General features: G+C 65.6%; 21 protein-coding genes, 2 tRNA genes and 1 pseudogene. 6 read left to right on the top strand and 18 right to left on the bottom strand.

Annotated features, from left to right (window positions below; all coding sequences use genetic code 11):
* Window positions 1–115: 115 nt before the first annotated feature.
* On the top strand, window positions 116–1,282 hold the full coding sequence (locus AAFX79_11595) for a DegT/DnrJ/EryC1/StrS family aminotransferase (protein MEO1009200.1): 1,167 nt from the start codon (window positions 116–118) through the stop codon (window positions 1,280–1,282).
* A gap of 34 nt (window positions 1,283–1,316) precedes the next feature.
* Here AAFX79_11595 and AAFX79_11590 read toward each other — a convergent pair whose 3' ends face one another.
* Together AAFX79_11590 and AAFX79_11585 are read right to left on the bottom strand one after the other, a co-directional pair.
* Window positions 1,317–1,907, bottom strand: coding sequence for a biotin transporter BioY (locus AAFX79_11590; protein ID MEO1009199.1), 591 nt, complete (start codon window positions 1,905–1,907; stop codon window positions 1,317–1,319).
* Window positions 1,908–1,972: 65 nt separating this feature from the next.
* Entirely contained in the window at window positions 1,973–2,419 is a 447-nt protein-coding gene (locus AAFX79_11585) for a thioredoxin domain-containing protein (GenBank protein MEO1009198.1), read from the bottom strand.
* A 224-nt stretch (window positions 2,420–2,643) separates the two neighbouring features.
* On the opposite strand from AAFX79_11585, the gene AAFX79_11580 reads away from it, so the two are divergent.
* Window positions 2,644–2,730: transfer RNA gene (locus tag AAFX79_11580), tRNA-Ser, on the top strand.
* Between the two features lie 152 nt (window positions 2,731–2,882).
* Here AAFX79_11580 and AAFX79_11575 read toward each other — a convergent pair.
* A complete protein-coding gene (locus tag AAFX79_11575) occupies window positions 2,883–3,488 on the bottom strand; it encodes a hypothetical protein (GenBank protein MEO1009197.1) in 606 nt (201 codons plus the stop codon).
* A 541-nt stretch (window positions 3,489–4,029) separates the two neighbouring features.
* On the opposite strand from AAFX79_11575, the gene AAFX79_11570 reads away from it, so the two are divergent.
* Window positions 4,030–4,371 carry a hypothetical protein gene (locus tag AAFX79_11570; GenBank protein ID MEO1009196.1) on the top strand — a complete coding sequence of 114 codons (342 nt, stop codon included), beginning with the start codon at window positions 4,030–4,032 and terminating at the stop codon, window positions 4,369–4,371.
* A 100-nt stretch (window positions 4,372–4,471) separates the two neighbouring features.
* Here the strand turns inward: AAFX79_11570 and AAFX79_11565 are convergent.
* Window positions 4,472–4,597 (bottom strand): annotated as a pseudogene (locus AAFX79_11565) (integrase core domain-containing protein).
* 397 nt (window positions 4,598–4,994) lie between these two features.
* Between AAFX79_11565 and AAFX79_11560 the strand changes: the two are divergent.
* A complete protein-coding gene (locus tag AAFX79_11560) occupies window positions 4,995–5,756 on the top strand; it encodes a pirin family protein (GenBank protein MEO1009195.1) in 762 nt (253 codons plus the stop codon).
* A gap of 34 nt (window positions 5,757–5,790) precedes the next feature.
* Here the strand turns inward: AAFX79_11560 and AAFX79_11555 are convergent, their stop codons facing one another.
* The 10 genes from AAFX79_11555 to AAFX79_11510 form a co-directional block, all read right to left on the bottom strand.
* Window positions 5,791–6,327 carry a YciI family protein gene (locus tag AAFX79_11555; GenBank protein ID MEO1009194.1) on the bottom strand — a complete coding sequence of 179 codons (537 nt, stop codon included), beginning with the start codon at window positions 6,325–6,327 and terminating at the stop codon, window positions 5,791–5,793.
* On the bottom strand, window positions 6,324–6,962 hold the full coding sequence (locus AAFX79_11550; GenBank protein ID MEO1009193.1) for an isochorismatase family protein: 639 nt from the start codon (window positions 6,960–6,962) through the stop codon (window positions 6,324–6,326). The genes AAFX79_11555 and AAFX79_11550 overlap by 4 nt, the downstream gene beginning before the upstream one ends.
* Before the next feature lie 205 nt (window positions 6,963–7,167).
* Window positions 7,168–8,610: an aldehyde dehydrogenase family protein gene (locus AAFX79_11545; protein ID MEO1009192.1), complete on the bottom strand. Its 1,443-nt coding sequence runs from the start codon at window positions 8,608–8,610 to the stop codon at window positions 7,168–7,170.
* A 471-nt stretch (window positions 8,611–9,081) separates the two neighbouring features.
* Entirely contained in the window at window positions 9,082–10,377 is a 1,296-nt protein-coding gene (locus tag AAFX79_11540) for an alginate export family protein (protein MEO1009191.1), read from the bottom strand.
* 233 nt (window positions 10,378–10,610) lie between these two features.
* Entirely contained in the window at window positions 10,611–11,345 is a 735-nt protein-coding gene (locus tag AAFX79_11535) for a hypothetical protein (protein ID MEO1009190.1), read from the bottom strand.
* 149 nt (window positions 11,346–11,494) lie between these two features.
* Window positions 11,495–12,475: an alpha/beta hydrolase gene (locus AAFX79_11530; protein ID MEO1009189.1), complete on the bottom strand. Its 981-nt coding sequence runs from the start codon at window positions 12,473–12,475 to the stop codon at window positions 11,495–11,497.
* A gap of 19 nt (window positions 12,476–12,494) precedes the next feature.
* Entirely contained in the window at window positions 12,495–13,094 is a 600-nt protein-coding gene (locus AAFX79_11525; protein MEO1009188.1) for an isochorismatase family protein, read from the bottom strand.
* 59 nt (window positions 13,095–13,153) lie between these two features.
* Window positions 13,154–14,932 carry an amidohydrolase gene (locus tag AAFX79_11520; protein ID MEO1009187.1) on the bottom strand — a complete coding sequence of 593 codons (1,779 nt, stop codon included), beginning with the start codon at window positions 14,930–14,932 and terminating at the stop codon, window positions 13,154–13,156.
* A 65-nt stretch (window positions 14,933–14,997) separates the two neighbouring features.
* Window positions 14,998–15,756, bottom strand: a complete 759-nt coding sequence (locus AAFX79_11515; GenBank protein MEO1009186.1) for a hydrolase — start codon at window positions 15,754–15,756, stop codon at window positions 14,998–15,000.
* A gap of 72 nt (window positions 15,757–15,828) precedes the next feature.
* Window positions 15,829–16,437 (bottom strand): flavodoxin family protein, encoded by a 609-nt coding sequence (locus AAFX79_11510; protein ID MEO1009185.1) that lies wholly within the window; start codon window positions 16,435–16,437, stop codon window positions 15,829–15,831.
* Between the two features lie 262 nt (window positions 16,438–16,699).
* Between AAFX79_11510 and AAFX79_11505 the strand changes: the two genes are divergently transcribed.
* Together AAFX79_11505 and AAFX79_11500 are read left to right on the top strand one after the other, a co-directional pair.
* Window positions 16,700–17,284 carry an ECF-type sigma factor gene (locus AAFX79_11505; protein MEO1009184.1) on the top strand — a complete coding sequence of 195 codons (585 nt, stop codon included), beginning with the start codon at window positions 16,700–16,702 and terminating at the stop codon, window positions 17,282–17,284.
* Window positions 17,281–19,821, top strand: a complete 2,541-nt coding sequence (locus tag AAFX79_11500; protein ID MEO1009183.1) for a serine/threonine-protein kinase — start codon at window positions 17,281–17,283, stop codon at window positions 19,819–19,821. Before AAFX79_11505 ends, AAFX79_11500 begins: the two co-directional genes overlap by 4 nt.
* Before the next feature lie 49 nt (window positions 19,822–19,870).
* Here the strand turns inward: AAFX79_11500 and AAFX79_11495 are convergent, their stop codons facing one another.
* The 4 genes from AAFX79_11495 to AAFX79_11480 form a co-directional block, all read right to left on the bottom strand.
* Window positions 19,871–21,562, bottom strand: a complete 1,692-nt coding sequence (locus AAFX79_11495; GenBank protein MEO1009182.1) for a cation:proton antiporter — start codon at window positions 21,560–21,562, stop codon at window positions 19,871–19,873.
* Between the two features lie 432 nt (window positions 21,563–21,994).
* Window positions 21,995–22,066 (bottom strand) — tRNA-Gly (locus AAFX79_11490).
* 345 nt (window positions 22,067–22,411) lie between these two features.
* Window positions 22,412–22,741, bottom strand: coding sequence for a transcriptional regulator (locus tag AAFX79_11485; protein ID MEO1009181.1), 330 nt, complete (start codon window positions 22,739–22,741; stop codon window positions 22,412–22,414).
* Complete coding sequence (locus tag AAFX79_11480) at window positions 22,741–23,721, bottom strand: sodium-dependent bicarbonate transport family permease (protein MEO1009180.1); 981 nt, start codon at window positions 23,719–23,721, stop codon at window positions 22,741–22,743. The genes AAFX79_11485 and AAFX79_11480 overlap by 1 nt, the downstream gene beginning before the upstream one ends.
* Window positions 23,722–23,819 lie beyond the last annotated feature (98 nt).

Raw genomic sequence — 23,819 nt, 5'->3', positions numbered from 1 at the left:
GGGATGGGGCTTTCGTGCGGGGCGCGGCGCTCCGTACGACTACGATGCGTCAGCGGGCGTGGCCAGTCGCCGGCGGCGTCGGATGCCGCCCTCGCGGGCCGCCCAGGAGGACTGCATGACCCAGGCCAGCACGGCGGCCACGCTCGCCGCGGAGGGTGGAAACCCCGTCAGCCCCGATCCCATTCCCTTCATGTCCCCGGGGCTCAAGCCGCAGGACGTGGCGGCGGCCCACGCCGTGCTCGAGAGCGGCATGCTGCGGGCGGCCTCGAAGTGCGCCGAGCTGGAGGAACGCTTCGCTGACGCCAGTGGCGCCACGCACGCGCTGGCCTGCGCCAACGGCACCTGCGCACTCCAGCTTGCTTATGGGGCCTTGCTCGAGCCGGGCGACGAGGTGATCGTGCCGGCCTGGACCTACATCGCGACGGCGTCGATGCTCGTCGCCGCCGGCTGCCGGCCCGTGTGGTGCGATTCCCGCGAGGACACGATGCAGGTCGACGTCGAGGACGTCGCCCGACGCATCACGCCGAAGACCAGGGCCATCGCCTGCACCCACATGTATGGCATGCCCGTGGACGTCCACGGCGTGCAGCGGCTGGCCGAGGCGCATGGCCTGAAGGTCATCTACGACTGCGCCCAGGCGCACCTCGCGACGATCGACGGCGCGGGCATCGGGGGCTTCGGCGATGCCTGCACCTATTCCTTCTATGCCACCAAGAACCTCGGCACGGGCGAGGGGGGCATCGTCACGACCAACGACGAGCAGGTCGCCCGCCGCATCGGCTTGCTCCGCAGCCACGGCGAGACCGACAAGTACCTGCACGAGAGCATCGGCTTCAACTACCGCATGAACGACATCACGGGCGCGATCGGCTGCTCGCGGCTCGATCGCCTGCTCGACGAGACCAACGCCCGCCGCCGCGTGGCCGAGCGATACGACGCGCTGCTGGCGCCCATCGACGCGGTCGAGCCGCCGACGCGGACGCCCGGGGCCGACTCGGCCTGGCACCTGTACACCGTGAAGCTCGATCTCGGCGCCGTGTCGGCGGAGCGGGACGAGTTCGCCGCGGCGCTGCGTGCCGAGGGCGTGCCGACAGCGGTGCACTATCCGCGTTCGCTGACGCGGCAGCCCGCGTTCGCCGGCCACGTGTCGGAGCATCCGCCGGTGGCCGATAGGCTCGCGTCCCGCGTGTTCTCGCTGCCGATGCACCACGACCTGGGCGAGGAGCAGATCGATCGCGTGGGCGAGGCGGTGGCGAAGGTGGCGGCGGCGTACCGGCGGTAGGCGATCGAGAGCTGTCGGCTGTCTTCACCGCGGCCTACCAGATGTTCCGCGTGCACCACGGCAGCGCGAGCCGGCCGATGAGCACGGCGATCGCGCACTTCACGACCATGCCGGGGAGAAAGGGCAGCATGCCTCCCTTGGCGGCGGTCCACAGGTCGATGCCGCGGACGATCGCCAGCCACGGCACGCCGATGAGGAAGATCACGGCGTGGGCGGCCACGACGGCGAGGGCGAACTCGCCCCAGCCGCGGGGCAGGCCGCCCGGCCCGCGCATCAGCCACGCGACCACGGGCTGGCAGGCGACAAAGCCGACGAGATACCCGCCGGTTTGCCCAAGGATCACGCCGAGGCCCGCGTTGCCGTCGGCGTAGAGCGGCACACCCACCATGCCGGCGACGAGGTAGAGCGCCATGCTCGCGGTGCCGACCTTCGGCCCCAGGCACACAGCCGCCAGCACGACGGCCAGCGTCTGGAGCGTCATCGGCACGCCGAAGGGCGGGATGGGGATGGCGACGTACGCGCCGACGGTCGTGTAGAGCATGAACGACAACGCCCCCACGACGCGGAGGGTGGCCCTCTGCGCGGCGTCGTTGGAGCGTGCTGCCAGATCGGGATGGCCGGCCATGCCGCCATCGTTGGCGGTGCGGCGGCCGGAGTCCTGGATTGGTCAGGGCCGGATGCCGAGGCGGGCTACAGGTGCTCGCGGATGTCGGCCGTCACGGAGCTGCCGGCGGTGCGGCCGTTGAAGGCCTTGAGCACCTTGCCCGACTCGGTATCGACGAGCACCATGGTGCCGGTCTTGTTGCCGTACTCGGTCCAGATGCTCTCGAGGTCCAGGGCCGCTAGGTGGAACGCCGACTGGCGGGAGGTGGCCTTGTCGGTGCGATCCAGGCGGACGAAGAGGATGTCCTCGCCGACGAGGTCCCGCTGGGCGGCCTCCCAGGGCCCCTCGAGGGCGCGGCAGAAGGGGCACCAGTCGGCATGCATCTTGATCAGCGTGACCTTGGGCTTGCGCAGCTCGACCTTGACCTCCTGGGCCTGGTCCTGCGTGGACATCTGGGCGAGGGCAGCGGGGGTGAGGACGGCGGCGAGGGCGGCGAGGCCGGCGGCAGCGGCGATCGTGCGGACCTTGGGCATTCCTGGGGCTCCTTCGCGGCGGACCGCGATCGATCGCGGACCGGGTGTCTTGCCGCGGCCCACGAGGGCGGCGGCATGCCGCAAACCACGGCGGGCGGCCCGGCATTCCCCGCGATCGGCGAGAAGATGTGGCGTTCCTGACTGGTTCGGAGGCCGGTGGGCGACTGCGGCCGCGTAGCCCCTGGCGGTCGGCGGGCCTACAGATAGCCGCGGCGAAGCCGCACGGAGAGGTGGCAGAGCGGTTGAATGCGCCGGATTCGAAATCCGGTATGGCCTTCGGGTCATCGGGGGTTCGAATCCCCCCCTCTCCGCTTGGTCGAGAAATGCCCGTCTGAGAGCCCGTGAGGGCGGTTCTGCGGCGACTTGGCACCCCTGAGTTCCAGATGAGTTCCCAGATCGGGCGATTTCGAGCCTCGGACTGAGTTCCGCTGCGTTCTCCGCGGCGCACGCCTCGGCCACGCACTCAGGCCAACGCTGCAAGCACACGCTCCGCGAAGCCGGCCACGTCACCGGAGTCTGCGAGGCTCGTGGCGGTGGCCGGCCGCACCACCGACTCGACCCACGCCCAGTCGCGGCGGTCGAGCAGGCCGGGGTCGATGCCGTTCAGGGTGGCGATGAGCTTCGAGTGGGCCAGGCATTCGGCGGCCAGCCGATGTTCGCTTCGATGAGCGTGATCTGGGTTGGCCTCGAGCCGTGATGCCGGGATCGGGACTCCATCGCGTGCCAAGGCGGCGCAGGCCAGCATCGTGCAGTACGCGATGGAGCACATGGGATTGGCGAGCGATGCCTCGCCACGAACGGCCCGTGGAGCCCGCTGGTCTACCTCGATCCGTGGGGGCTGGATCCGGACGATGAGGATGGAGGCAGCAAGTCGTCTGGCTTTAGTGTGTTTGGCTTCTTGTTTGGCGGCACAGAAGCAGCCGAAACACGAGCGGCAAGTACCCAGCCACACCCGGCCATCCAGGCGCAAAAAGACCGGCAAGCACGGGAACAGCATCGTGCGATGATGGGCGGTGATGCCGGCCCCCAGGGCGGGCCGGATGCCGTGACCGCCATGCAGGATCGGCACCGGGAGCACATGCGTGGCATGGAGGGGGTTCGGCAGGGGCTCGAAACGACGGGAGAGGTTGCGCAGGCTGGGCTGGCTCTCGGTGCAAGTCTCGTGACGCCGCTACCCGACGAAATCGGAGTCGCTGTCGCGGGCGGTGCGTATCTGGTTCGACACCTGCCAAGTGCGGCAAGAGCTGGAAGGACAGCGCGAAACTGCTGGGACAACATCTTTGCTGAGATGGTGGCTTCGGGTGGATCATACGGTCGAATTGCTCGTGATAACCACAAGCGTGCCGAGGAGTACTATGATACAATTCGACGAGAGGGTTCTGACATCACTGCAATCGCAAAGAGCAGTGGCATGTCAGAAGAACGTGTGCGTCGCATCGAGCATCGCTTATTCCATGCTGATCACGTGATTCGATATCAGAACGGAGAACAAGTGATCAAGCGATTCGATGCACATCCTAAGATTGCTAATGCATGGCAGCGTCTGCAGGAAGGAGCGTCTGGGCCTCGGGATATCGACCTATTAAAGCACGAAATATTTGAATCTAGATTTGAAGCTATTCACCGAACGGATTACTTGGATGCCCATAGAGCACCGGAACGATCCGGCCGAGTGTGGGATCCCGAGGATGGTGGCGGAGGCTGATGTGGCTCTCGTAGTATTTGCTCAGCAAGAGAACGTCACCGAACATGCGATTGTGTATCGGTATAATCGTGATGGTCAGGAGCCGGGGCTACTCAGCATCGATGTTCGGTCACATGAAGCAGAAGTAATCAAGCCTGCACCTGGAGAAGGCAAATCGACACCCTACGCATCCTGCGTAGCTCACAAGGCGATCTCGGGGTATGAGGCGTCCGGCGAGTGGCCGATCAAGATTGTCTGGGCCAGCTGACTCGGATCGGAGAATGTCAGGTCTGGAGCTGAGATCCGGCCCGAGTCTTCCATGCGTTTGTCCCCGTTCCTGTACCAGCTGCAGGGTGAGGGATTCTGCTTCATCCGGCCAGGCATGCCTGGCCGGATGAAGCAGCGAACTCCTCAGGGGCCAGGCTTCTCAAGGCGCTGTGTGGTCGCTCCGCATTGTAATGCCAACGCCAGGACTCGACCTCCGCCTGCCGAAGCTTGTTCACGATCTCCTCAGCCGAATGACGCTTCCTGGCCATGTCCGATCCTCTTGATTGCCGGCCGATCCGAAGATACGAGCCGGGATGGGTCCAGGGGGAAAGGCCATTAGATGCACTGGCGGAACTCGAACTTGGTTCATTCCGTACGCCGGATCGCGCACGCGTGTTGATCGAACGCAGGCGTCGCTGCGCAACACGGGATGGCCTCATCCGGCGCCGGGCCTCAACTCCAGCTTCTGTGCTGGCCGCACGCCTTCTTGCGCGAAGGGCAACGGGGGGGTGATCTGGGGGGCGCTCGTCCACTATGCTTCGTTCGCTGCTCTTGCTGTGCGTACGAAGCAGAAACAACGCGGTGCGATCCACCAATCTTGTACGGCGAAAGGAAGGAATGAACGTGGCGCTAGTCTTGCAAAGGGCGTCCGAGCGAATGGCCTATGCGGACGGCCCGTTCCGGATATGGCGTTCCTATCCCGGGCGCGGTGTCGCCGCGGATTCGGGTCTAGGCCCAATTGGAGCCGTAGACCACGGCGATCTCCTCGTGGGCCTCCGCGTCCCGATGCACGAGCACAAGGACGACGAGATCATCTCGTATCTCCGGTCGGGCGTGATGATGCACACGGATAGCTCAGGCCGGAACGTCGAGCTCTCGCCGGGGCGTCTCATGGTCATGAACGCGGGGTCGGGCTTGTCCCACGAAGAATCCGTGCCTGCCGAGGCCGCCAGAGTTCGGATGCTCCAGATCTTCGTGCGCCCCCGTGCGCTTGGTCTCGAGCCAGGAGTCCAGTTCGGCGACGTCGACCCGGTGGTGCCGGACGCCGAGTGGCGGCTTCTCGTCGGAGCCGAGGGAACCGGAGCTGCGATCTACGTGCGCAGCGCCGTGGATCTGTACGACACGCGTCTCGGCACGGGCGATCGCCGGCACGTGCCGGCGAGGACGGGTTGTGGCTGGTGGATCTACGTGTTTTCCGGCGAGGTTGAGATCGACGGGATGCGAATCGGCGAGGGCGACTCGCTCGCGAGCCCGGGGGAATCCGAGGGCGAGATCTTGGCACACTCGGACGCCGAGATCGTGTGCTTCGTCTACGACCTCGCTGCGCCCTACACGGATCGAGGAACGCTGAGCGGGCGTCGACGTCTCAGGGGCACGAGTCGGTAGGTCGTGCTGCTTGGACAGAAGTGCCGGTGGCGTTTCACCGAACTTCGCGGTGCCGTGTGGACAACTCCACTCGGAGGGTCAGCGCGCCGTCATTGAGCATCCAGGGCGTGATCGAATACGCTCGTGCGCCGCGATCGTGCATGGGATCCTCTTCGGCGATCCTGGCCGCATGGGCGGGCGAGTTCGCCCGCAGCACGATGATCCCGTCGCCATGGAAGGTATCGCCATCCGCCGACCACGTTGGGCCGGCCGCGAAGAGCACGTCGGTCCTCTCGAGCTCACGCAGGTAGGCCCTGTGGTCGGCAAGGACCCGCTTGACGTGTTCGAGATCGACGGCACGCGACTCCACGACGTAGAGCTGGAGTCCCAGCGATTCCCCGACGTCCCGCTTGATGAGACCCGAGGGGATGCCGGGACGCTCCATGCTCGTGGTTGTGCGCAGAACCTCGTCCGCCGGCGGGGCCTCGTAGTGGCGACCAGCGGCGCAGCCTCCCAGGAGCAGCGATGAGGCCGCCCAGCATGCGGCGGCCGTGAGGGCGACAAGGACGCGGGGCATGGGCGAAGCGATCATGCCGACGGTGCTCCCTGGGCGCTCGCCAGGTTGTTGGCAAGCATGCCGTAGAAGGGGAGATGGTCGCCGAAGACGCCGAGCGTTCCCTCGGCCGTGGGATTGCGCCAGTCGGATTGGAGATCGGCACATACCGCGGCCCAGTTGCACACGACGGCGCCGGCCTGGGCCATCCGCATGCACGCCATCGTCTCGCTCATCTGGTCCCAGCACCCCGATGCGTCATACACGGCGTGTACGTCGTATCCGGCATCGAGTGCCTGGAGCACCGGGAACATCAGGCAGACGTCCGTCGTGACACCCGCCATGATGAGCTTCTTGCGATTGGTCGCTTCGACGGCCGCTACGAAATTCGGATCGTCCCACGCGCTGATGGGGCCCGGGCGGTACACCGTGGGGGCGTCGGGAAACATCTCGACTAACTCAGGCATGAGCGGACCGTTTGGCCCCTCGGCGTAGCTGGCCGTGAGCACGACGGGCATCCCATGCACCTGCGCCGTCTTGGCGAGTGCGAGGACGTTGCTGCGGAACTGATCCAGGCGGATGTCCTGGACTCCGAGCATGGTGCCTGTCTGGTGGTCGATGAGGAGCATCGCCGAATTGTCGGCGGTGAGGCGTTTACGGAGCGATTCGTTCATCGTGGACTTCCTTGCGTCTGTGGTGGTTCGGAGTGCAACGCCGAACTCTCCGGCGGCGGTGCACGTGTGCTGCGGGGGCGTCAGGCGGAGGAGGCCCTGCACATCGGTTTCGGGTATGGCCTTGGCTCGCGCCCATAGATCATCCACTGGCAGGATGGGCGATGTGCTGGCAGCACCGAAGACCGGCGTCCGGACCGAGCATCCGTCAGTTGAGCTTCACGTAGACCGCCTTGGTCTCGGTGAACGCCTCGAACGCCTGCCGCCCGCGGTTGCGGCCCCACCCAGACTGCTTGTAGCCTCCGAACGGCATGGCCGCATCGAAGACGTTGTAGCAGTTCGTGAACACCGTCCCGGCGCGGATCGCACGCGCGACGCGGTGCGTCTTGGCGACATCGGTGGTCCAGACCCCGGCACCGAGCCCGTACTCCGTGTCGTTGGCACGCCGGATCACGTCGTCCACGTCGGAGAACCGCTCGATGGATGCGACGGGTCCGAATATTTCCTCGCGGACGATCGACATGCCGGGATCGACATCGGTGAACAGGGTCGGTTCTACGAAGTACCCCTGGTCGCCGACGCGGGCACCGCCGACCGCAATGGTCGCACCATCGTTCCTTCCGGCGTCGATGTAGCCCATGACCGTGTCGAGTTGCCGCTGCGACACGACCGGACCCATGTCCGTCTCCGGCTCCTGCCCCGACCCGAGACGGATCTTCCGCGCCTCTTCCACCATCCCGGCGACGACCCGGTCGTATACCTTGTCTTCCACGAAGATGCGCGTGCCGGCACAGCAGCACTCTCCCTGGTTGAAGAACACGCCCATGGACACGCCTGCAATCGCGGCGTCGATATCCGCGTCCGCGAAGATGATGTCCGGCGACTTCCCACCCAGCTCGAGCGTGACCTTCTTGAGGTTCGAGTCGGCGACAGACTTCAACAGCCCCCGGCCCGTCCTGGTAGATCCCGTGAATCCGATCTTGTCGACCTGCGGATGCTCAACCAATCGAGCCCCGGCACCGGCGCCGTAGCCCTGGACGATGTTGATCACCCCCGGCGGCACGCCCGCCTCCAGCGCAAGCTCACCGAAACGGATGATCGACAGCGGAGTCACCTCCGAGGGCTTGAGGACGATGGTGTTGCCCGCGGCTAGCGCACCGGCCATCTGCCAGCCGGCCGCGATCAGGAGTGGGTAGTTCCACGGCGTCACCAAACCGACTACGCCGACGGGCTCCTCTAATGTGTATGCGTGGAAATCGGCCCCCGGAACGGCGAAGTCCGACGTCGGCACGACGTGCCCCTCCCGCGTTCGGGCGTGCGCCGCCATGTAGTGGAACAGGTCGGCGGTGAGCGGAATGTCGGCCACCCGAGCGACGCTTACCGGCTTGCCATTGTCCAGGCTCTCGATCCAGGCAAGCTCCTCGCCGTGTTGTTCGATGAGATCGCCGAGTCGCTGCAGGATGCGCTGGCGCTCTGCGGGAGTCATGCGCGGCCAGGGGCCGTCATCGAAAGCCCTGCGAGCGGCGGCAACCGCGGCATCGATGTCGGCCGCATCCCCGAGGGCGACCGAGGCCAGGACGCCTTCGGTTGCTGGGTTGATGGTCTCGAACGTCTCGCCAGACCGTGCATCGACCCAGTTGCCGTCGATCAAGAGTCGGTGCGTCTTCCTGAGAAAGGCCCCCGCGGGCCCAACGGCGTGTTCCGGGTGCGCTACTACGGTCATCATGAGACTCCCTCAATAGATCGGCGTGGCCTGCGTGGCGAGCCTGCGCGTGCGATGCCAGGTCGCCATGCAGATCACGACGATCACCCCGAGTTGCGGACAGGGCTTCGATGCGTCTGACGCAGATTCTGGATAACGGACGATCCGCTGCTCCTGGGGCGGCGGAGGAGTCGCCCGAAAGAGCCGACGTGTCCCTTCTGGATCCGCCACATCCGGCACGAATCCTGGACGGACGCGGATTCCACGCCCGGGAGGATCCCCCTCGGGTCCGCGGCCTTCTCGTCGCGCGGGGCACTCCGCGTCCACTCCCGAGGCGTCGTGGTCCATGGCGGGCATACCCACGCGGTTGCGTCACGGCGGCTGCTCACGGCCGAGGTGGCGGACGTGTGCAGGACGTCCCTAGAACTTGAACTCCACCCAGGCGGCCGCATAGACGATGTCCTCGCCGCCGGCGTCTCGAACGGCGTTGCCGGCATCGAAGAACGTGAAGGCCGCGTTAACGCTCGTTCCCCGGGCGAGGTGGTACTCGGCAAGGAGGGAGAGGCTGTTGCCGATGAAGCGGCCATCCGAGAGCGTCGGCGCGAAGAGGGGGCGTCCCGGCGGTATGTACACCGCGTCATCCGGCGAAGCCCTCCAGAGAAAGTCCCACATGATCTCGATGGCGAGATGCTCCGTCGGGTAGACCGTGACGTTCGGATTCACGTCGATGATGTTGGCGGGGAAGATGACGGCGGCCTCGCTGAAGTAGTTGTTCTTGGGGAACAGCGGGTCGAACGTCTCGGTCGTCGAACCGGCGCCGCGAGCGCCGCTGCTGTAGTCCAGCCGGATGCCGACCCGCGGCGCCCATGGCGCCGACGCCCACGTATAGCCGAAGTCGTTCGCGATCGTGCCAGCGGCAATATCGGCGGAGCCAATGGAGCCGAACTGGTACACCAACTCCGTATTGAAATCGAAGCCATTCGTGTGCCCGAAGATCCTGGTACCAACCGAATGGCGGACCTCGTCGCCGAAGGCGTTCCCGAATCGCCGCTCATCGCGATGGATCCCGATGTAGTACAGATCAACGCTCGTGTGCTCTTGGATCTCGTGCAGCGTGCCGTACGCGCCCCACAGCAGGGTCTCGTCGTTGATCTGGTCGTCGAACACGCCCGACTGCAGGTCGACGGGCGTCGCAGCGAAGACGTCCGTTGCCCAGTTCTCTCCGGAGACCGTTGCCCGCGCAGCGTCGAAGCTCAGGCGGTTGTTCGGCCCGTCCCGGAGCGAGATCAGCCGGGCGGAGCCAAGCGGCATTTCCTGCCGACCGACCCGCAGATCGAGGCCGGGCATGCCATCGAGACCATCTACGACCGCAAGATCGATGAATCCTTGGTGGAGGAAGAGCCTGTTCTCGTCGAGCGGTGGCGGCTCCTCGCCGAGGCCGATGGCTCGCGTATTGCCGAGTTCAGCGAACACCCGCACGCCGTCATCCACGTGGAGATCGGCATGCACCATGAGCCGGTGCAGCAAGAACGCATCATCGTCTGCCTCGGCGAATCCAAAGTCTCGGTTGTTGTAGAACTCGAACTGCTCTCGGATGGATCCGCCAAGCGAGAGATGGCTGCGTCCCGCCGGATCGAGCGGTATGTACTTGAGTCGATCGATGCCTCGCAGGGGTTGATCCAGGAGCGTCGTGTAGTCCTCCGCCCAGCGAAGCATCTGCACCGGCGGAAGCCTGTAGGCAGATTGGCGGCCTTCCTGCTGCGCATGGCCACGAGCGGCGCACGCTGTGAGCACCATGAGCGCGCTGCAGGCCGCCGAACGAGGACCCGTGCGATGCGCGCCGCGTGCATCTCCGTGAGCGAGCGAGTGCCTGTGCATGGGTGCCATGTGCTGGATGGGACGAGGATCATCGGCCGTGCTGCGGCCCGGCGGCTGGCACGCGAGCGCTATCAATCGCTCGGCCCGGACGGGAACCCGTGGGGCGGCTCCACACGATGGGCAACGTTCGCGCCCGGTTCTGGCACGCCCGCGTGCTCGCCGCCCGCGCCCATCGAAAATGCCTCGGCGAGCTCGGGCGTTGGGGCCACGTTCCCCCTCTGGAACAGGCTTGGGCGGTGCGGCTTGAGGACCCGAGCGAGCCGTGCGATGTTCGATCCGTGCGTCGTCGCGCACGCCAGCATGTCGGCACTCAGCCACAGCGGCTGCATCTTCGCCCCCCCCGATCTCCCGACCGGTCCCCAGTGGTTCCCGGCGTGATCGAATCCGGGCGTGCACTTTGGAAGGGGCGCCGGGATCATCCCGTTGGCGGCCATCGCGGAGAGCATGCCGAGCAGGCACAACTCGGCTCCCGCTCCGGTGTCCCCGTGGCCCCCGCCAACGCAGAATACTCCGCCGACCATACCGACGGTCTCATCACGGAGCCAGAGGGTCTCAAGGGTGCTCTCGATGAATCGCTTCACTCGATGGTGCATCGTCCGATGTCGGACCGGAGTGCCGAGTATGAGCGCGTCGTACACGGGCACGTCCGACGCCTGGACCTCCGTGCCCCGCTCGAGGCACACGACCTCGCAGGTTGACCCTGGGACGGACCGCACACCCTCGGCAACCGCGTCCGCCATCTGACGCGTCGAATTTGTCTCGGTCGTGAAGACGAGCAGCACCTTGCAGCTCTGGCCATTGATCATCGTCGGACTCCTGCTAGCGGGGCGCTGCCACGATTCATCTGGATGCCGCACTGCCGGCACACCGTGTCGTGCGTGGCCGGGGCGTCGATCCATCGATCCTCGTCGCGTCGCGATCCCCGTACGAGTGCTGCTGGCCGATGTACTCGCGTCTATGCAATCTCCATCTGGTGCCGCTGGACGAATTCCAGCCACCTGCGGCATAGCTCGTGCGGCTTCTCTTCGGGCACAAAGTGGCCCGATCCGGGAATCACGCCCACCTCGACATCGCGGCCGATCGGACGGAGCATGTCCCCAACGCGACTGCCCAGAGAATGCTCGCCGCCGAGTGCGAGAATCGGGGTCTCCACCGGGACCCGGAGGGCGCTCTCGGTCTGGCGAATCGTCTCGAAGACGGCGCGGTACACGCCGAACCAGCCTCGTATGCCGCCTGGTTGCATGAGATCGCTGGCGTAGCACTCTCGCGCTTCATTGTCTATGCGATCCGGAGCGGCGGCGTAGGAGTCGTAGAACCAATCGACGAACGCTCGCTCGTGACCCGAAATGAGCCGCTCGGCCATGTCGCTTGCATACGCAAGCATCCACCACCACAGTCCGCCGTTGCGGGCCTCTTCGGGCGTCATCCGAATGAGCGTGCCGACCACGTCCGAGGTCAGCAAGGGTTCCTCGACATACGAGAGCGAGAGCACCTCGCCCGGGTGCGTCGCCGCCCACAGCAGCGCCGGTGCCGCCCCCATGTCATGCGCGATGATGTGCGTCTCTCGGTAGCCCAGGTGCCGGAGGAGTGCGCGACAATCGGACATCAGCGAGAGGCCGTCGTACCCAGTTGCCGGTCGTGAAGAACTGCCGTAGCCACGCATGTCGGGAACGATCACGGTGTAGCGGTCCTGGAGCATCGAGGCAACGTGTCGCCACGCCGCGCGGTTGCCCAGAAAGCCGTGCCACAGCAGCACCGGTGGCCCCGAGCCAAGAATCGAGCAGCCCAACGACACCCCGGTGGCGAGAGCGACGACGTGATGGTCACTGGCGGCGAAGACTGGCATGGCTTCGTGCTCCCGTGCCGCGTGTGGCCGCCGCCGGCATTTGGACTGTTGCAGCATCTGCGGCCGGGCGGCGGAGCTGGTCGCGAACATCGCGTTGCCTTCCGGGCTGCTAGGGCGTCTCGACCAACGGCTTGAGGTTCTCTTCGTACATGATGCCCTGGATGGTCTGGCCCACATCCGACGACCAGTCGGTCGCGAGCTCCGCCATGACCTGGTTCGTCGACGTAATCGTGACGCCCGCGTTCCGCATCCGCTCGATTGCGGCGGTGTCGGCGGCCTGCGTCGGAGAGCCGCCGGCATCGACGACGACCTGCACGTCGTAGCCCTCCTCGAAGGCGCTGATGGCGGGATATACGATGCAGACGTCATTCGTGAGTCCCGCCATGATCAATCGCTTGCGGCCCGTCGCCTCTACCGCACCCTTGAACGGCTCGTACATCCATGCATCCACCACGCCGGGGCGCTTGATCCGAGCCTCGTAAGCCTCGGGTGCAATGTGCTGGATGTCATCGAGTAGTAGTCCCTGGAAGTGGTCCTCTTGGCTCGACGTCAGAACCAGCGGCATGCCGGTCTCGGCCGCCGTTCGCGCGAGCGCGCGGGTGTTGGCGACCAGTTCGCGATGATCGATGTTCTGGGCAAGCTTGATCGTGCCCCGCTGGTGATCGATGAGCAGCATCGCGGCGTCTTTAGTGGTGAATGCGTTCTTCATGTTGTTCCTCTTCGTGTTAACTGATTTGCCTGGCAACTCGTGAGTGACACAACGGTTCATCATTGGAACCCGCCGAATGTGCGGACGGGCGACCAGGCGGGCGTGACTGGGGGAAGCGCCGGCACATCCACGGCTTCGGCATATCGGCCCGATGCGTACGCGGGCCGACCCTGGACAACCGTCAGCAATGATTCGATGTGTCCAATGGCGTCCTCGTCAACGGCGAAGTAGTCGTCGCTGAGCACCGCGAAGTCTGCGTACTGGCCCGGCGCGATGCGACCCTTAACCTGCTGGTCACCGGTGAACCACGCGCTTCCGATCGTGTACGCCTGGAGTGCCTCGCTACGGGTCAGGCGGTTGTCGTCTGCGAATAGGGTCAGCCCGCCGAGCGTGCGTCCGGTCACCAACCACTCAAGACTGAGCCACGGGTTGTGATTCGAGACGCGTGTCGCGTCGGTGCCCGCACCGACCGGGACGCCAGCATCGATGAGCGCTCGCAGCGGCGGAGCGTACCGCGCAGCCTCAGGGCCGTATCGGTCCGCGAAGAACTCGCCGGCAAACGCCATGCGGTTCTGGATCGCCACGCCGCCGCCGAGCTTCGCCAGGCGGCGGATGCTCTCGACCGACATCGTCTCGCCATGGTCGATTGCCACTCGGAGTCCATCCAGACCGTGCGTGCGGTCGGCCGTCTCGAGCACATCCAGAATTCGTGCGATCGACTCGTCATAGGTTGCATGGATCCGGATCGGCCATCGGCTCTCGACCAGGAAGGAAACGACGGCTCCCAGTTCGCCCTCCATGGCCCCGGCAAGCACCGGTCGTGGCGCCATGAAGTTCTCGTAATCGGCGGCCGCGGCCGTGAGGTTCTCGCCGGCACCGCTGGTCGTGAACCCGCGGAGCAGGTCGACCGCCCGGTTCATGCCGACGCGTTCCCGGCGGCTCCACGCGCTGTACTGGTCGAGTTCGCGCCCGGGATCTCCAGCGAAGAGATAGTTGCCGACTCGCAGGTTCAGGCGTCCGTCTGCGGCGAGCTTCTGGGACGCGGCGTAGTCGGCGGGAAACACGTGGCCGCCTCCACCCGGATCCACGACGCTCGTGACTCCGAAGCGGTTCAACTCGCGATAGAAGTGCAGAGTCGAGTTTACCTGATCCTCGATCGAGAGGCTGGGCAAGGCCGCTACCGTCCGGTACAGGATGACCGGGCTTGGCTCCGCGTGCAGAATTGCGCCCCCGTCCGCGGTGAGTTCGATCCTGCCACCCTCTGGCACCACGGTGTGCTCGTCGATACCAAGAGCTTCGACGCCTGCCGCGTTCAGGTAGCCCTTTGAGTAGAGAAACAGGACGAAGACGGGTGTGCGTGGCGCCGCACGAGTAAGTTCGGCAGGCGTCGGCAGCCGTCGTTCCTCAAACTGATACGGGGACCAGCCGCCGACTACGCGAACCCACTGGTCTTCCGGCGTTCGCAGCGCCTGGAGCCGGATCATCTCAAGGCCACGTGCAAGCGACCGTACACCGCCCCAGCGGAGTTCCGCGTTGTAGAACCGTCCGCCCCGAGTCGCGTGGATGTGCGAATCGTTAAGGCCGGGAATCACGCGACGCCAGCCGGCGTCAATCACGATCGTGTCCGGTCCGATGAGTGGTTCGACGTCGCGATTGCCCCCGACGATCGTGAACAACCCGCCGTCTACCGCGAACGCTTCGGCCTCTCCGAGATCGCTCTGGGTGGTGACCCGGGCATTGACGACGACCATCGCCGCAGGCTGAGCCATCGCAAACTCGGACAGGTACGCGCTCGCCAGGAGACCGATGGCCAACAGGATTCTCAGCGTCGCAAACATGGGCGCTCCAGCACCTCGAACGGGATGGACACCGCGGGGCATCACCCCGCGGCGTCCGATTGCAGCTAGTGACCTTCCTTGGCCCCGAACATGCCGTAGGCGTAGTCGATGCCCACGCCGTAGGCCCCGGAGTGCTCGCGCGCGATGCCGGTGACGGCGTCGTACGTGTCCTGGTGCGCCCAGTCTCGCTGCCACTCCAGCAGCACCTGCTGCCAGGTGACCGGCTTGGCTCCGGCCTGGACCATCCGCATCACCGCCATGTCGTGCGCCTCTTTGCTCGTGCCGCCTGAGGCGTCGGTCACGATATAGACCTCGTAGCCCTCGACCAAGGCCTCGATGGCCGGCATGGTCAGACAGACCTCGGTCCAGAGCGCAGCGATCACGAGCTTCTTGCGGCCCGTACTCTCCAATTCGGCCACGACCCGCTCATCGTCCCAGGTGTTCATGCTGGTCCGGTCGTAGATCGTGTGGGACGGGAAGACGGCCTTCAGCTCCGGGATCATGGGCCCTGAGAACGACTCGGCCGTGACCGTCGTGAGAACCGTTGGCACGTCGAATACCTTCGCGGACTTCGCGAGGGCCTCGACGTTGTTCCGCAGCATCTGCCGATCGTGCGAGTGCACCCCGAAGATCATCTGGGGCTGGAAGTCGATCAGCAGCAGCGTCGAATTCTCCGGAGTGAGCAGCACCGAGTCATTCCGGACCTGTGTGGCACGAGCCGTTGTGCCCTTGGCATACGCCGGCGTGGTCCCGATCGACACGGCCCAGAGACCTGCGGACGCGGCGAGAGCGCTCGTGACGATGAGGACCTGTTTCGGATTCATGGGATTCTCCTGCGTTACTGCACTTACTTATTGGGTACGGCGACGGCGAGCATCGAGGGCCAACGTACCGCTTCAACTGCTGGACACGAGTTCTCCCCGCGCCCCACCTCCGAGTAGGCGGAGCGCCGTCTTGGCGAGGTGGTGCCCGAATCGGGACGCCGTAGCCAGGTCACCGGGCGATGGTGCATGCCCAGGAGCCGTTCGGTCGGACTGCGTCATCAGGCCAATTGACGCACCGACACGGTTGATATCATCCGGCTTTCCGCCGTGGTCGTTCGTGCGATCCGGAGCCATTTCGACGAGTGGCACCCAGACCATTCCATGCTGGGCGGCCAGGGTGACCAAATAGAAGAGTGTCGTCTGCTTGTCTCCATGCAGTCCGCCGGAGTTCGTGAACCCGGCTGCGAGCTTGCCAACCCATCGCCTCTGCACCCACGTCCGGCTCGTGGCCTCGGCAAAGGCCTTGAACGTCGCGGAGGGACCGCCCATGTACGTCGGCGTCCCGAACACGATCATGTCGGCTGCCTCGAGCTCGGATACGCGGAGCGCGGCATCCTCCGCGTTTCCCAGTTCAGCGCTGCCGTTCGGGCCGAGCGACTCTTGCATCGCCCGGACGATCGTCTCCGCGACGAGCCGCGTGTGGCCGTTCTCGCTGTGGTACACCACGATGATCCGTGCCATGGTCCTTCTCACGACGGCTCCGAGTCGCTCCGTTGGGTCCATAAAGCGCGCTATCCGCCCTTGATCGCCGGTCCGGAAGGGAGCGTGCTGCGCCGCCGGCATTGGCACGACGTGCGGTCCGATCCCGGAAGATCACGACATCCGAAGCCGCATCGGGACATGGCCGAGCGGTTTTGCGGGAGGGGAAGTCCCCACAAGCTTGTAGAAAGCCGCTACAAGAGGCGGCAACTGGGCGTACACCTCCCGATCAGGGAGATGCGCCATGCCGAAGCACACGCACGACCTCCACCATCGCCAGACGAGCACCGAGGGCGCCGATGATCGCGCCATCCGGGTCGAGTCCGTGCTGCCACAGACATACGGAGAGCTGCGGGCACTCGCGCAGCATCGCCTGCGCGACTTTCCTGCCGAGCAGAGCCTTTGCCCGACCGAGCTGGTCCACGAGGTGTTCGTGAAGCTTGCCGCGGGCTCCTGCGAGAGCTGGCAGAGCCGAAAACACTTCATCGATGTCGCCGCGATGGCGATGCGGAGCGTGCTCGTTGATCGCGCCCGGGCGAGACTGCGCACCAAGCGCGGCAGCGGGGAGCGCCCGCGTCCTCTGGCAGAGGACGTCACCTGGATCGCACCGGATGATCACCAAACCGTGATGGTCGACGAACTCATCGAAGACCTGCGCGCGCAGGATGAAAGAGCCGCGCAGGTGGTCGTGCTGCGATTTATTCTCTCCATGCCCGAGCATCAGATCGCGTCAGTGCTCGGCGTAACACCTCGCACCGTTCGTCGCGACTGGCTCTTCGCACGCACTTGGATACACGGCAGAATGCTGGCAACCGATCGGGGGGGATGAAGATGTCCAAAAGTGAAGTGGATCCTTCGACATCGGATGAGTTCAAGGCGGCGTGGGAGGCGGTGCTCGACAGAGAGCCCCACGAGCGCCGCGTGTGGGTTCGCGATGCGTTTGAAGCCCAGAACGACCTGCGGATCAGGCTCATGCAGTTCATCGAAATCGAAGAGAAGATCGGTACGGAGTCGTCGACCAGCATAAACCCTGCACGCCAGATGCCCGGCACACCGCCAGACGCATTCGCCCTGCCCAGCAAGATCGGGCCGTATACGATCGAAGGTGTCCTGGGCAAGGGCGGCATGGGCTGGGTGCTCCGCGGGCGGCAGGACGGGCCCGTGCGACGAACCGTCGCGATCAAGATCGTGCGTCCGACGCTCAACCCAAGGGTGCTGCTCGATCGCTTCGATGTAGAACGTGCGGCGCTCTCCCGACTCTCGCATAGCGGGATCGCACGGATCCTTGATGCCGGCGCCGAGCCCTACGGGCCGCCGTACATCGTCATGGAACTCGTGGATGGTGCGCCAATTACGGACTATGTGCGCGAGCATGCCATCTCAACGAGGGAACGTGTCGAACTCTTCATCGATGTGGCCAACGCCATCCAGTATGCCCACTCCCGGGGACTCATCCATCGCGACATCAAGCCCTCCAACATCCTGATTGCGCCGGAGGACGGTCGGCCGCGGCCCAAGGTGATCGACTTCGGCATTGCCAAGCTGCTCGATGCCGGCGATGATCCAGTAATCACCACCTATTCGTTGCCCGGCCAGCTCATCGGGACGCTCGCGTACATGAGCCCGGAGCAGATTGTACGCGGGGGCGATGTCGATGTTCGATCGGACGTCTACTCGCTCGGAGTCGTTCTCTACGAGCTCGTCACCGGCCGTGTCCCATTTGGGCACGATGAACTTGCAACCCTCAGCCCCGCCGAGCTCGAGCGATTTGTCCGAGACGAGGCCGCGCCCCGCCCTACTGCGCCCAGGCGCGAGGCAAACAGAGCGAACTCCGCGGTCGACCGTGACCTGTCGAGCATCATGCTCAAGTCTCTCGAGAAGAACTGCGAACGTCGATATCGCTCGGTCCAGGACTTTGTCGATGATCTTGGTCGATACCTCGATGGAGCAGCCGTGTCCGCCCGGATGCCCAGTCGCTCGTATCGATTCAGAAAATTCTTGCGTCGTCACCGGGTCGTAGCGGCCGCCGGCTCGCTAGTCGCCGCCGCCCTCATCGCCGCAACCGCATTCTCGACCGCCGCGTTTGTGCATGCTGCCCGGGAGCGCGACAATGCGCGCGCATCGGAGCGCACGGCTTCCGCGACGACCGACTATCTCCGGCAGGTCCTCAACGAAGTCCGGGCGGAGCGTCTGGGTCCGGATGCCACGCTTCGCGAGCTTCTTGCCCACGTGGCGACCGAGTTTGACTCCGCCGCTCCCATCGATCCTGCAGGAAGGGCCAACGCGGCCCTTGCGATCGGCGAACCGATCTTCGCGACCGCCGACTACGAACGCGCCCGAACCGTGCTCGACCTTGGCCAGGCCGCCGCTGCGTCCGTGAATACGAACCAAGCCAGGATGCTGTGGGCACGGATCTCGTTCATGCTGGCACAGACCCAGATGTCCCAGGGTGATGCGGACCGTGCACTTGCAACGATAGAGGAGGTGCTCGCGAGTCAAGCTGCCGAACAGAGTCTAACACTTCGTTCGCGGGCGAGCACATTGCGAGCCAATCTATTCCTGATTCGCGGCGACTATCGAGCGGCGATCGAGCAGCAAAGGCAAAATGTCGTCGAGTTGCGAGAAGGCGATGCCGCCCCCAGCGCACTCGCCTTCGCGCTCCGCAGCCTCTCGCGATCACTCGCGGCTGTTGGCGAGACGGCGGAGGCGTCCGAGGCTTCCGCGGAGGCGTACGCAATCTCGCTGGATACGCTTGCGCCGGAGCATGCAGGATTGCTCCAGTCGGCCATCGGGTTTGCTATCGCTCTCATCTCAGATGGCCGGCCAACGGAGGCCGTAGAAGTACTCGAACCTCGGCTGGTTGTCGCCCGCGATTCGCTCGGCTCGAGTCATCCGGAAGTTGCGTTTGCAACCATGTTGTTCGCGACGGCGCTCAGCCAGAGCGGCGAGCATGACCGTGCAATAGCCGAAGCGCAGGGCGTCCTGGAACACGAAGAACTTAGGGCCTCGGTGTCCGAGGGGAAGTGGCTCGGCTGGCGGACGCAGCTGCCCGCGATCTTGCTTCGTGCAGGGAAGACAGAAGAAGCGGCCAGAGTTGTCGACGCGATCGTGGCCGAAGTCGATGCGGCTACGAGCTTGCCGATCCAGAAGCGCGCCGAGTACAGAGTCTCCGTCGGCCTGCCTCTGCTTACGACCGAACTCTCTGCGAAGGGCGTCGAGGTGCTCGGCGCGTCACATCGGCTTCTGTCGGATGCAGGCCGATCGGATTCCGCGCTGGCGAGTCGCGTGGCCCGTCGTCTCGCCGAGCACTTTGCCGAACTCGGCGACAGTACGCTCTCGGACAGCTGGGCCTCGAAACCCCAATAGCGAGGGCTAATCAAGCCCGGCGGTAACGCGCCAGGCTTCCATGCCTCGATCAGTCGGCGACCGGGAAGGCCCGCCGTTGCTCATCGGCGACCCATCGGCTGATCGCATCGCGTGGCACGCCGTGCAGCTCGAGAACCTTTGCGGCAAGATCGATGCCATGCGGCAGGTTGCTGTCGACAACACTGACGATGCCCAAACGCTCAAATTCGCCCTGGTCCCGGATGTTCCGGACGCCCCCGATGCGGATTAAATCCGGATACCGCGTGAGCACCTCGGGCGCGACGCGGCGGGCGAGATCCAGTTCGAGCTCAGGGATGATCACCATCGGGCGCTCATCAACACCTATGGCATCCGCAAACCGCAGGTCCGCAAGATCGCCGAAGATCGCGGCCAGTCCTTCGGCTCGGGCCTGCGCAAAGCGATCGAAGTCGCTTTCGACGATGAGGCTGCGGATGCCGTGGACCGCCAATCCCGCGGAAACCCGTCGCGCCGCCGGTCCGAGTCCGAAGATGACCGATGGCTGGGTGACCGACAGGACCTTCTCGTCTGCGGCGTCCGATTCCGTGCGCTCGCACCACCGTCGAGCCAACCCAAAGCCGACGCCCGCGATCCAGGGAGTCAACGCGAGGCTGAGCACGACGGCCATCGCGAGCGACGTTCGGAGCCTCTCGCCGAGCGCCTCCGAGACCGCGACGTCCGCCAGGATGATGAACGCAAACTCACTGCCCTGCGCGAGCAGAAGCGCCAATGCGATCGAAGGCGCGAACTTCGTGCGCACCACGAGGCATGCACACAGTATGAGCGAGGCCTTGATCAGCAAGTAGGCCAGGGTTGCCAGCAGTATCCAGTGCGCTCCGCGGAGGACCTCCACAGGCACGATCGACATGCCGATGCTCAAGAAGAAGAAGCCCAGGAGCAGCTCCCGAAAGGGCTTCGTCTCGGTCTGCACGGTGTACTGATACGGCGTGTCGGCAATCATCATCCCCGCAAGGAACGCGCCGAGCGTGAGCGAGAGGCCCGCGGCGCCGGTGACCGTTGCTGCAGACAGCACGAGGAGCAACGCGAAGCCCGTCATCGCCTCCGAGCTGCGTGTACGGGCGATCAGCGCGAAGACCGGTTCCACCGCGATCCGACGAAGCAGCAGCGCTGCTGCGAGGGCCGCCACCGTCTGCATCGCCGCGATACCGAGCGACCCGGGCAGCGAACGCTCGCCCGACGCGTCCGCCGAGAGCAGGACGAGCAAGCCGATGGCGAAAACGTCCTGCACGACGAGCACGGCGAGGGCGGATCGGCCGACGGGGGAGGCGTCGAGGCCCTTCTCAGAGAGAACACGCGACACGACGGCGGTGGAAGAGAGCGCGAGCGCTCCCCCGGCCAGTATGCACACGGCCAGCGGCGTCCCGAGCAACAGCAGGACGCCAATCAGCGTCCCGCCACAGAGCGCCATCTGGATGGGCCCGAGCCCGAAGACGTCGCGCCGGGCAGCCCAGATCCTCCTCGCAGAGAAGTGCAGCCCGATATCGAAGAGCAGGAACACGATCCCGAGTTCGGCAAGCAGATGGCTGGTCGGCGTCTCGCTGACCAACCCGAGCCCACCATGTCCAATCACGGCGCCGACGACGATGAAGCCAACGATGGAGCTGATCCGCGCCAAATGGCTAGCAACGACGGAGACGATGCCGGCGCTCAATAGCAGGACCGCGGGCAGGATGGCTTCGACTTGCGCGTTCAGGGATAACACTCACTCGCAGCGACCCGTGTGCCAAGCGTGGCTCGCATGGTACACACGAGCGGCGGTTGGTCGGGGCGGCACGCGTCGATGAATGAGCCCGCGACCCTGCCGGCGCCCTCGCAATCACCGCCGCAGAGGTCCGCCTGATCAACGATGTCCCCATCGGCGGAATTCTGCGGCCATCTGTCGCCCATTGCCCGCCGAGAGCCCGCGCAATGTGCTGCACGGCGAGGAACTGCACGCCGCCGGATGAGACCATCTTGCCGTCGAGCTTCGAGCAGATGCAGATCCGAAGGCCGCGGATCCTCGGATCGGGAGGCTCGCGGATCTGGCCGACACTCGTCATCGAGCCACTCCCGATCGAGATCGAGGGAGCAGCGAACGGCCTAGATCGAATCAGGTCGCCAATCGTCCAGAGTCGCTACCAAGAAGTAAAACCAGAGCGGGTGACCGGAGTCGAACCGGCGACATTCAGCTTGGGAAGCTGACGTTCTACCACTGAACTACACCCGCAATGCCGAACACATCCTGCCCGAGGGTGGCGTGCCCGCGGTTGCGACACTCGACGCAAAACGTACCAGAGGTCGTACCGAACTACCGCCAGGGCGATTGTACGCCCGCCTTCCATGGCGTCGAGAACGGCGAAGATGCCGGCTCGATTGGGGGACGGTCTACGGCCATCCACCCGCGGCCCTGCGGGACGGCACCGATCCGGCGACGCCTCGGAGGACGACGTCATGGGCAGGAGAATGGTCACGCCGGTCGGGATGGCGACCTCCCGCGGCAGCGTCTCCCGGCACCGGCCGACGAACGAGCCGCCGGTGCCCGAGGACGGATCGGCTTGGCCCGCAACCAAGGTCAGTGCACCAGCCAGAGTGCATCCGAAACCAGGCACACCCCGCCATACGAGCGCAAAGTGGCCCGGGCCGCCTCGATGACCGCCGGCGCAATGTCGGGCGGCACGGCGATGAGCACGCACGCGTTGTCGGACACGCCGCTCACGTCGTCGCCTCGCTGGGTGCCGCTGTGGCCGAGTCCCGACGCGTTGTGCAGGACGGTGTATCCGGTGGCGCCCGCGGCACGCAACCGCTGCAGCAGCCGCTCGAGGTGGAGCGAGTCGACCACGATCTCCAGCCGTGTAACGACACGCATGCCCTCGCCCGCGTGTGCATCTGATTCGTTCTGCATCAGGTCCACCAGAGATCGATGAGCATCGCGTACAGCGGGATGCCGACGATGATGTTGAACGGGAAGGTCACGCCCAGGCTCAGGGGCACGAACAGGCTCGGATTGGCGGCGGGGAGCGCCAGACGCAATGCGGCCGGCGCCGCGATGTAGCTTGCGCTGCCGAAGAGCACCGACAACAGCAGCGCATCGCCCGGCTCGAGCCCGAGCCCCCGGGCGGCGACGATGCCGATCGCCGCCTGGACCGGCGGCGCGAGGAGCGCGAAGGCGACCAGGAACACGCCCGAGCGCCGCAGGTCGCCCAGCCGGCGGGCCGCCACCAGCCCCATGTCGAGCAGGAACAGGCACAGCACCGCCTGGAAGGGATCCTTGACCAGGGGCTTCATCGTGGCCCAGCCCGACTCGCCCGAGAGGTACCCGATGACCAGGCTGCCCAGCAGCAGCACGATCGCGCTGTTGGCCAGCGACTCGTGCGCCATCGTGCGCCACTGCGGCCGCTCGACCGAAGAATCCCGCTGCGACCGACGCGCCAGCGACGCGAGCACGATGCCCGTAACGATGGCCGGCGACTCCATCAGCGCCATTGCGGCGATCAGGTGCCCGCCGTACTCGGTGCCCGCACGCTCCAGGAAGCCCACGGCGGTGATGAACGTCACCGCGCTGACCGAGCCATAGCACGCCGCGATGCCGGCCGCGTCGGCCGTACCGAGCCTCGTGCGCAGCACGAGATACCCGAGCACCGGGAGCAGCGTGCTGGAGAGCATCGCGACGGCGAGCGTCGAAACCACCGAGGCATCCATCCCGCTGCGCTGCAGCTCGTAGCCACCATGGAAGCCGATGGCAACGAGCAAGTAGATCGAGAGCGCCCTGGCGACCGCCGGCGGAATCGTCAAGTCCGAGCGGATCAGCGCAGCAACGAGCCCGAGTCCGAAGAACAGGATCGGCGGCGAGAGCAGATTCTGTGTCAGCGCCGATGGGTCCACCACTGCCCCTGCACGAGACGCCGCCGCAATCGCGGAAGGCCCTCCGCGCCGTCGAGCCTCCACGCCACACCCGACGGAGTGGACACCCTAGGTCCCTT

Source organism: Planctomycetota bacterium (genome assembly GCA_039819165.1).
Classification (GTDB): domain Bacteria; phylum Planctomycetota; class Phycisphaerae; order Phycisphaerales; family UBA1924; genus JAHCJI01.
Note: the sequence above shows the minus strand (reverse complement) of the source record. Positions and strands in the feature narration are given on the sequence as shown.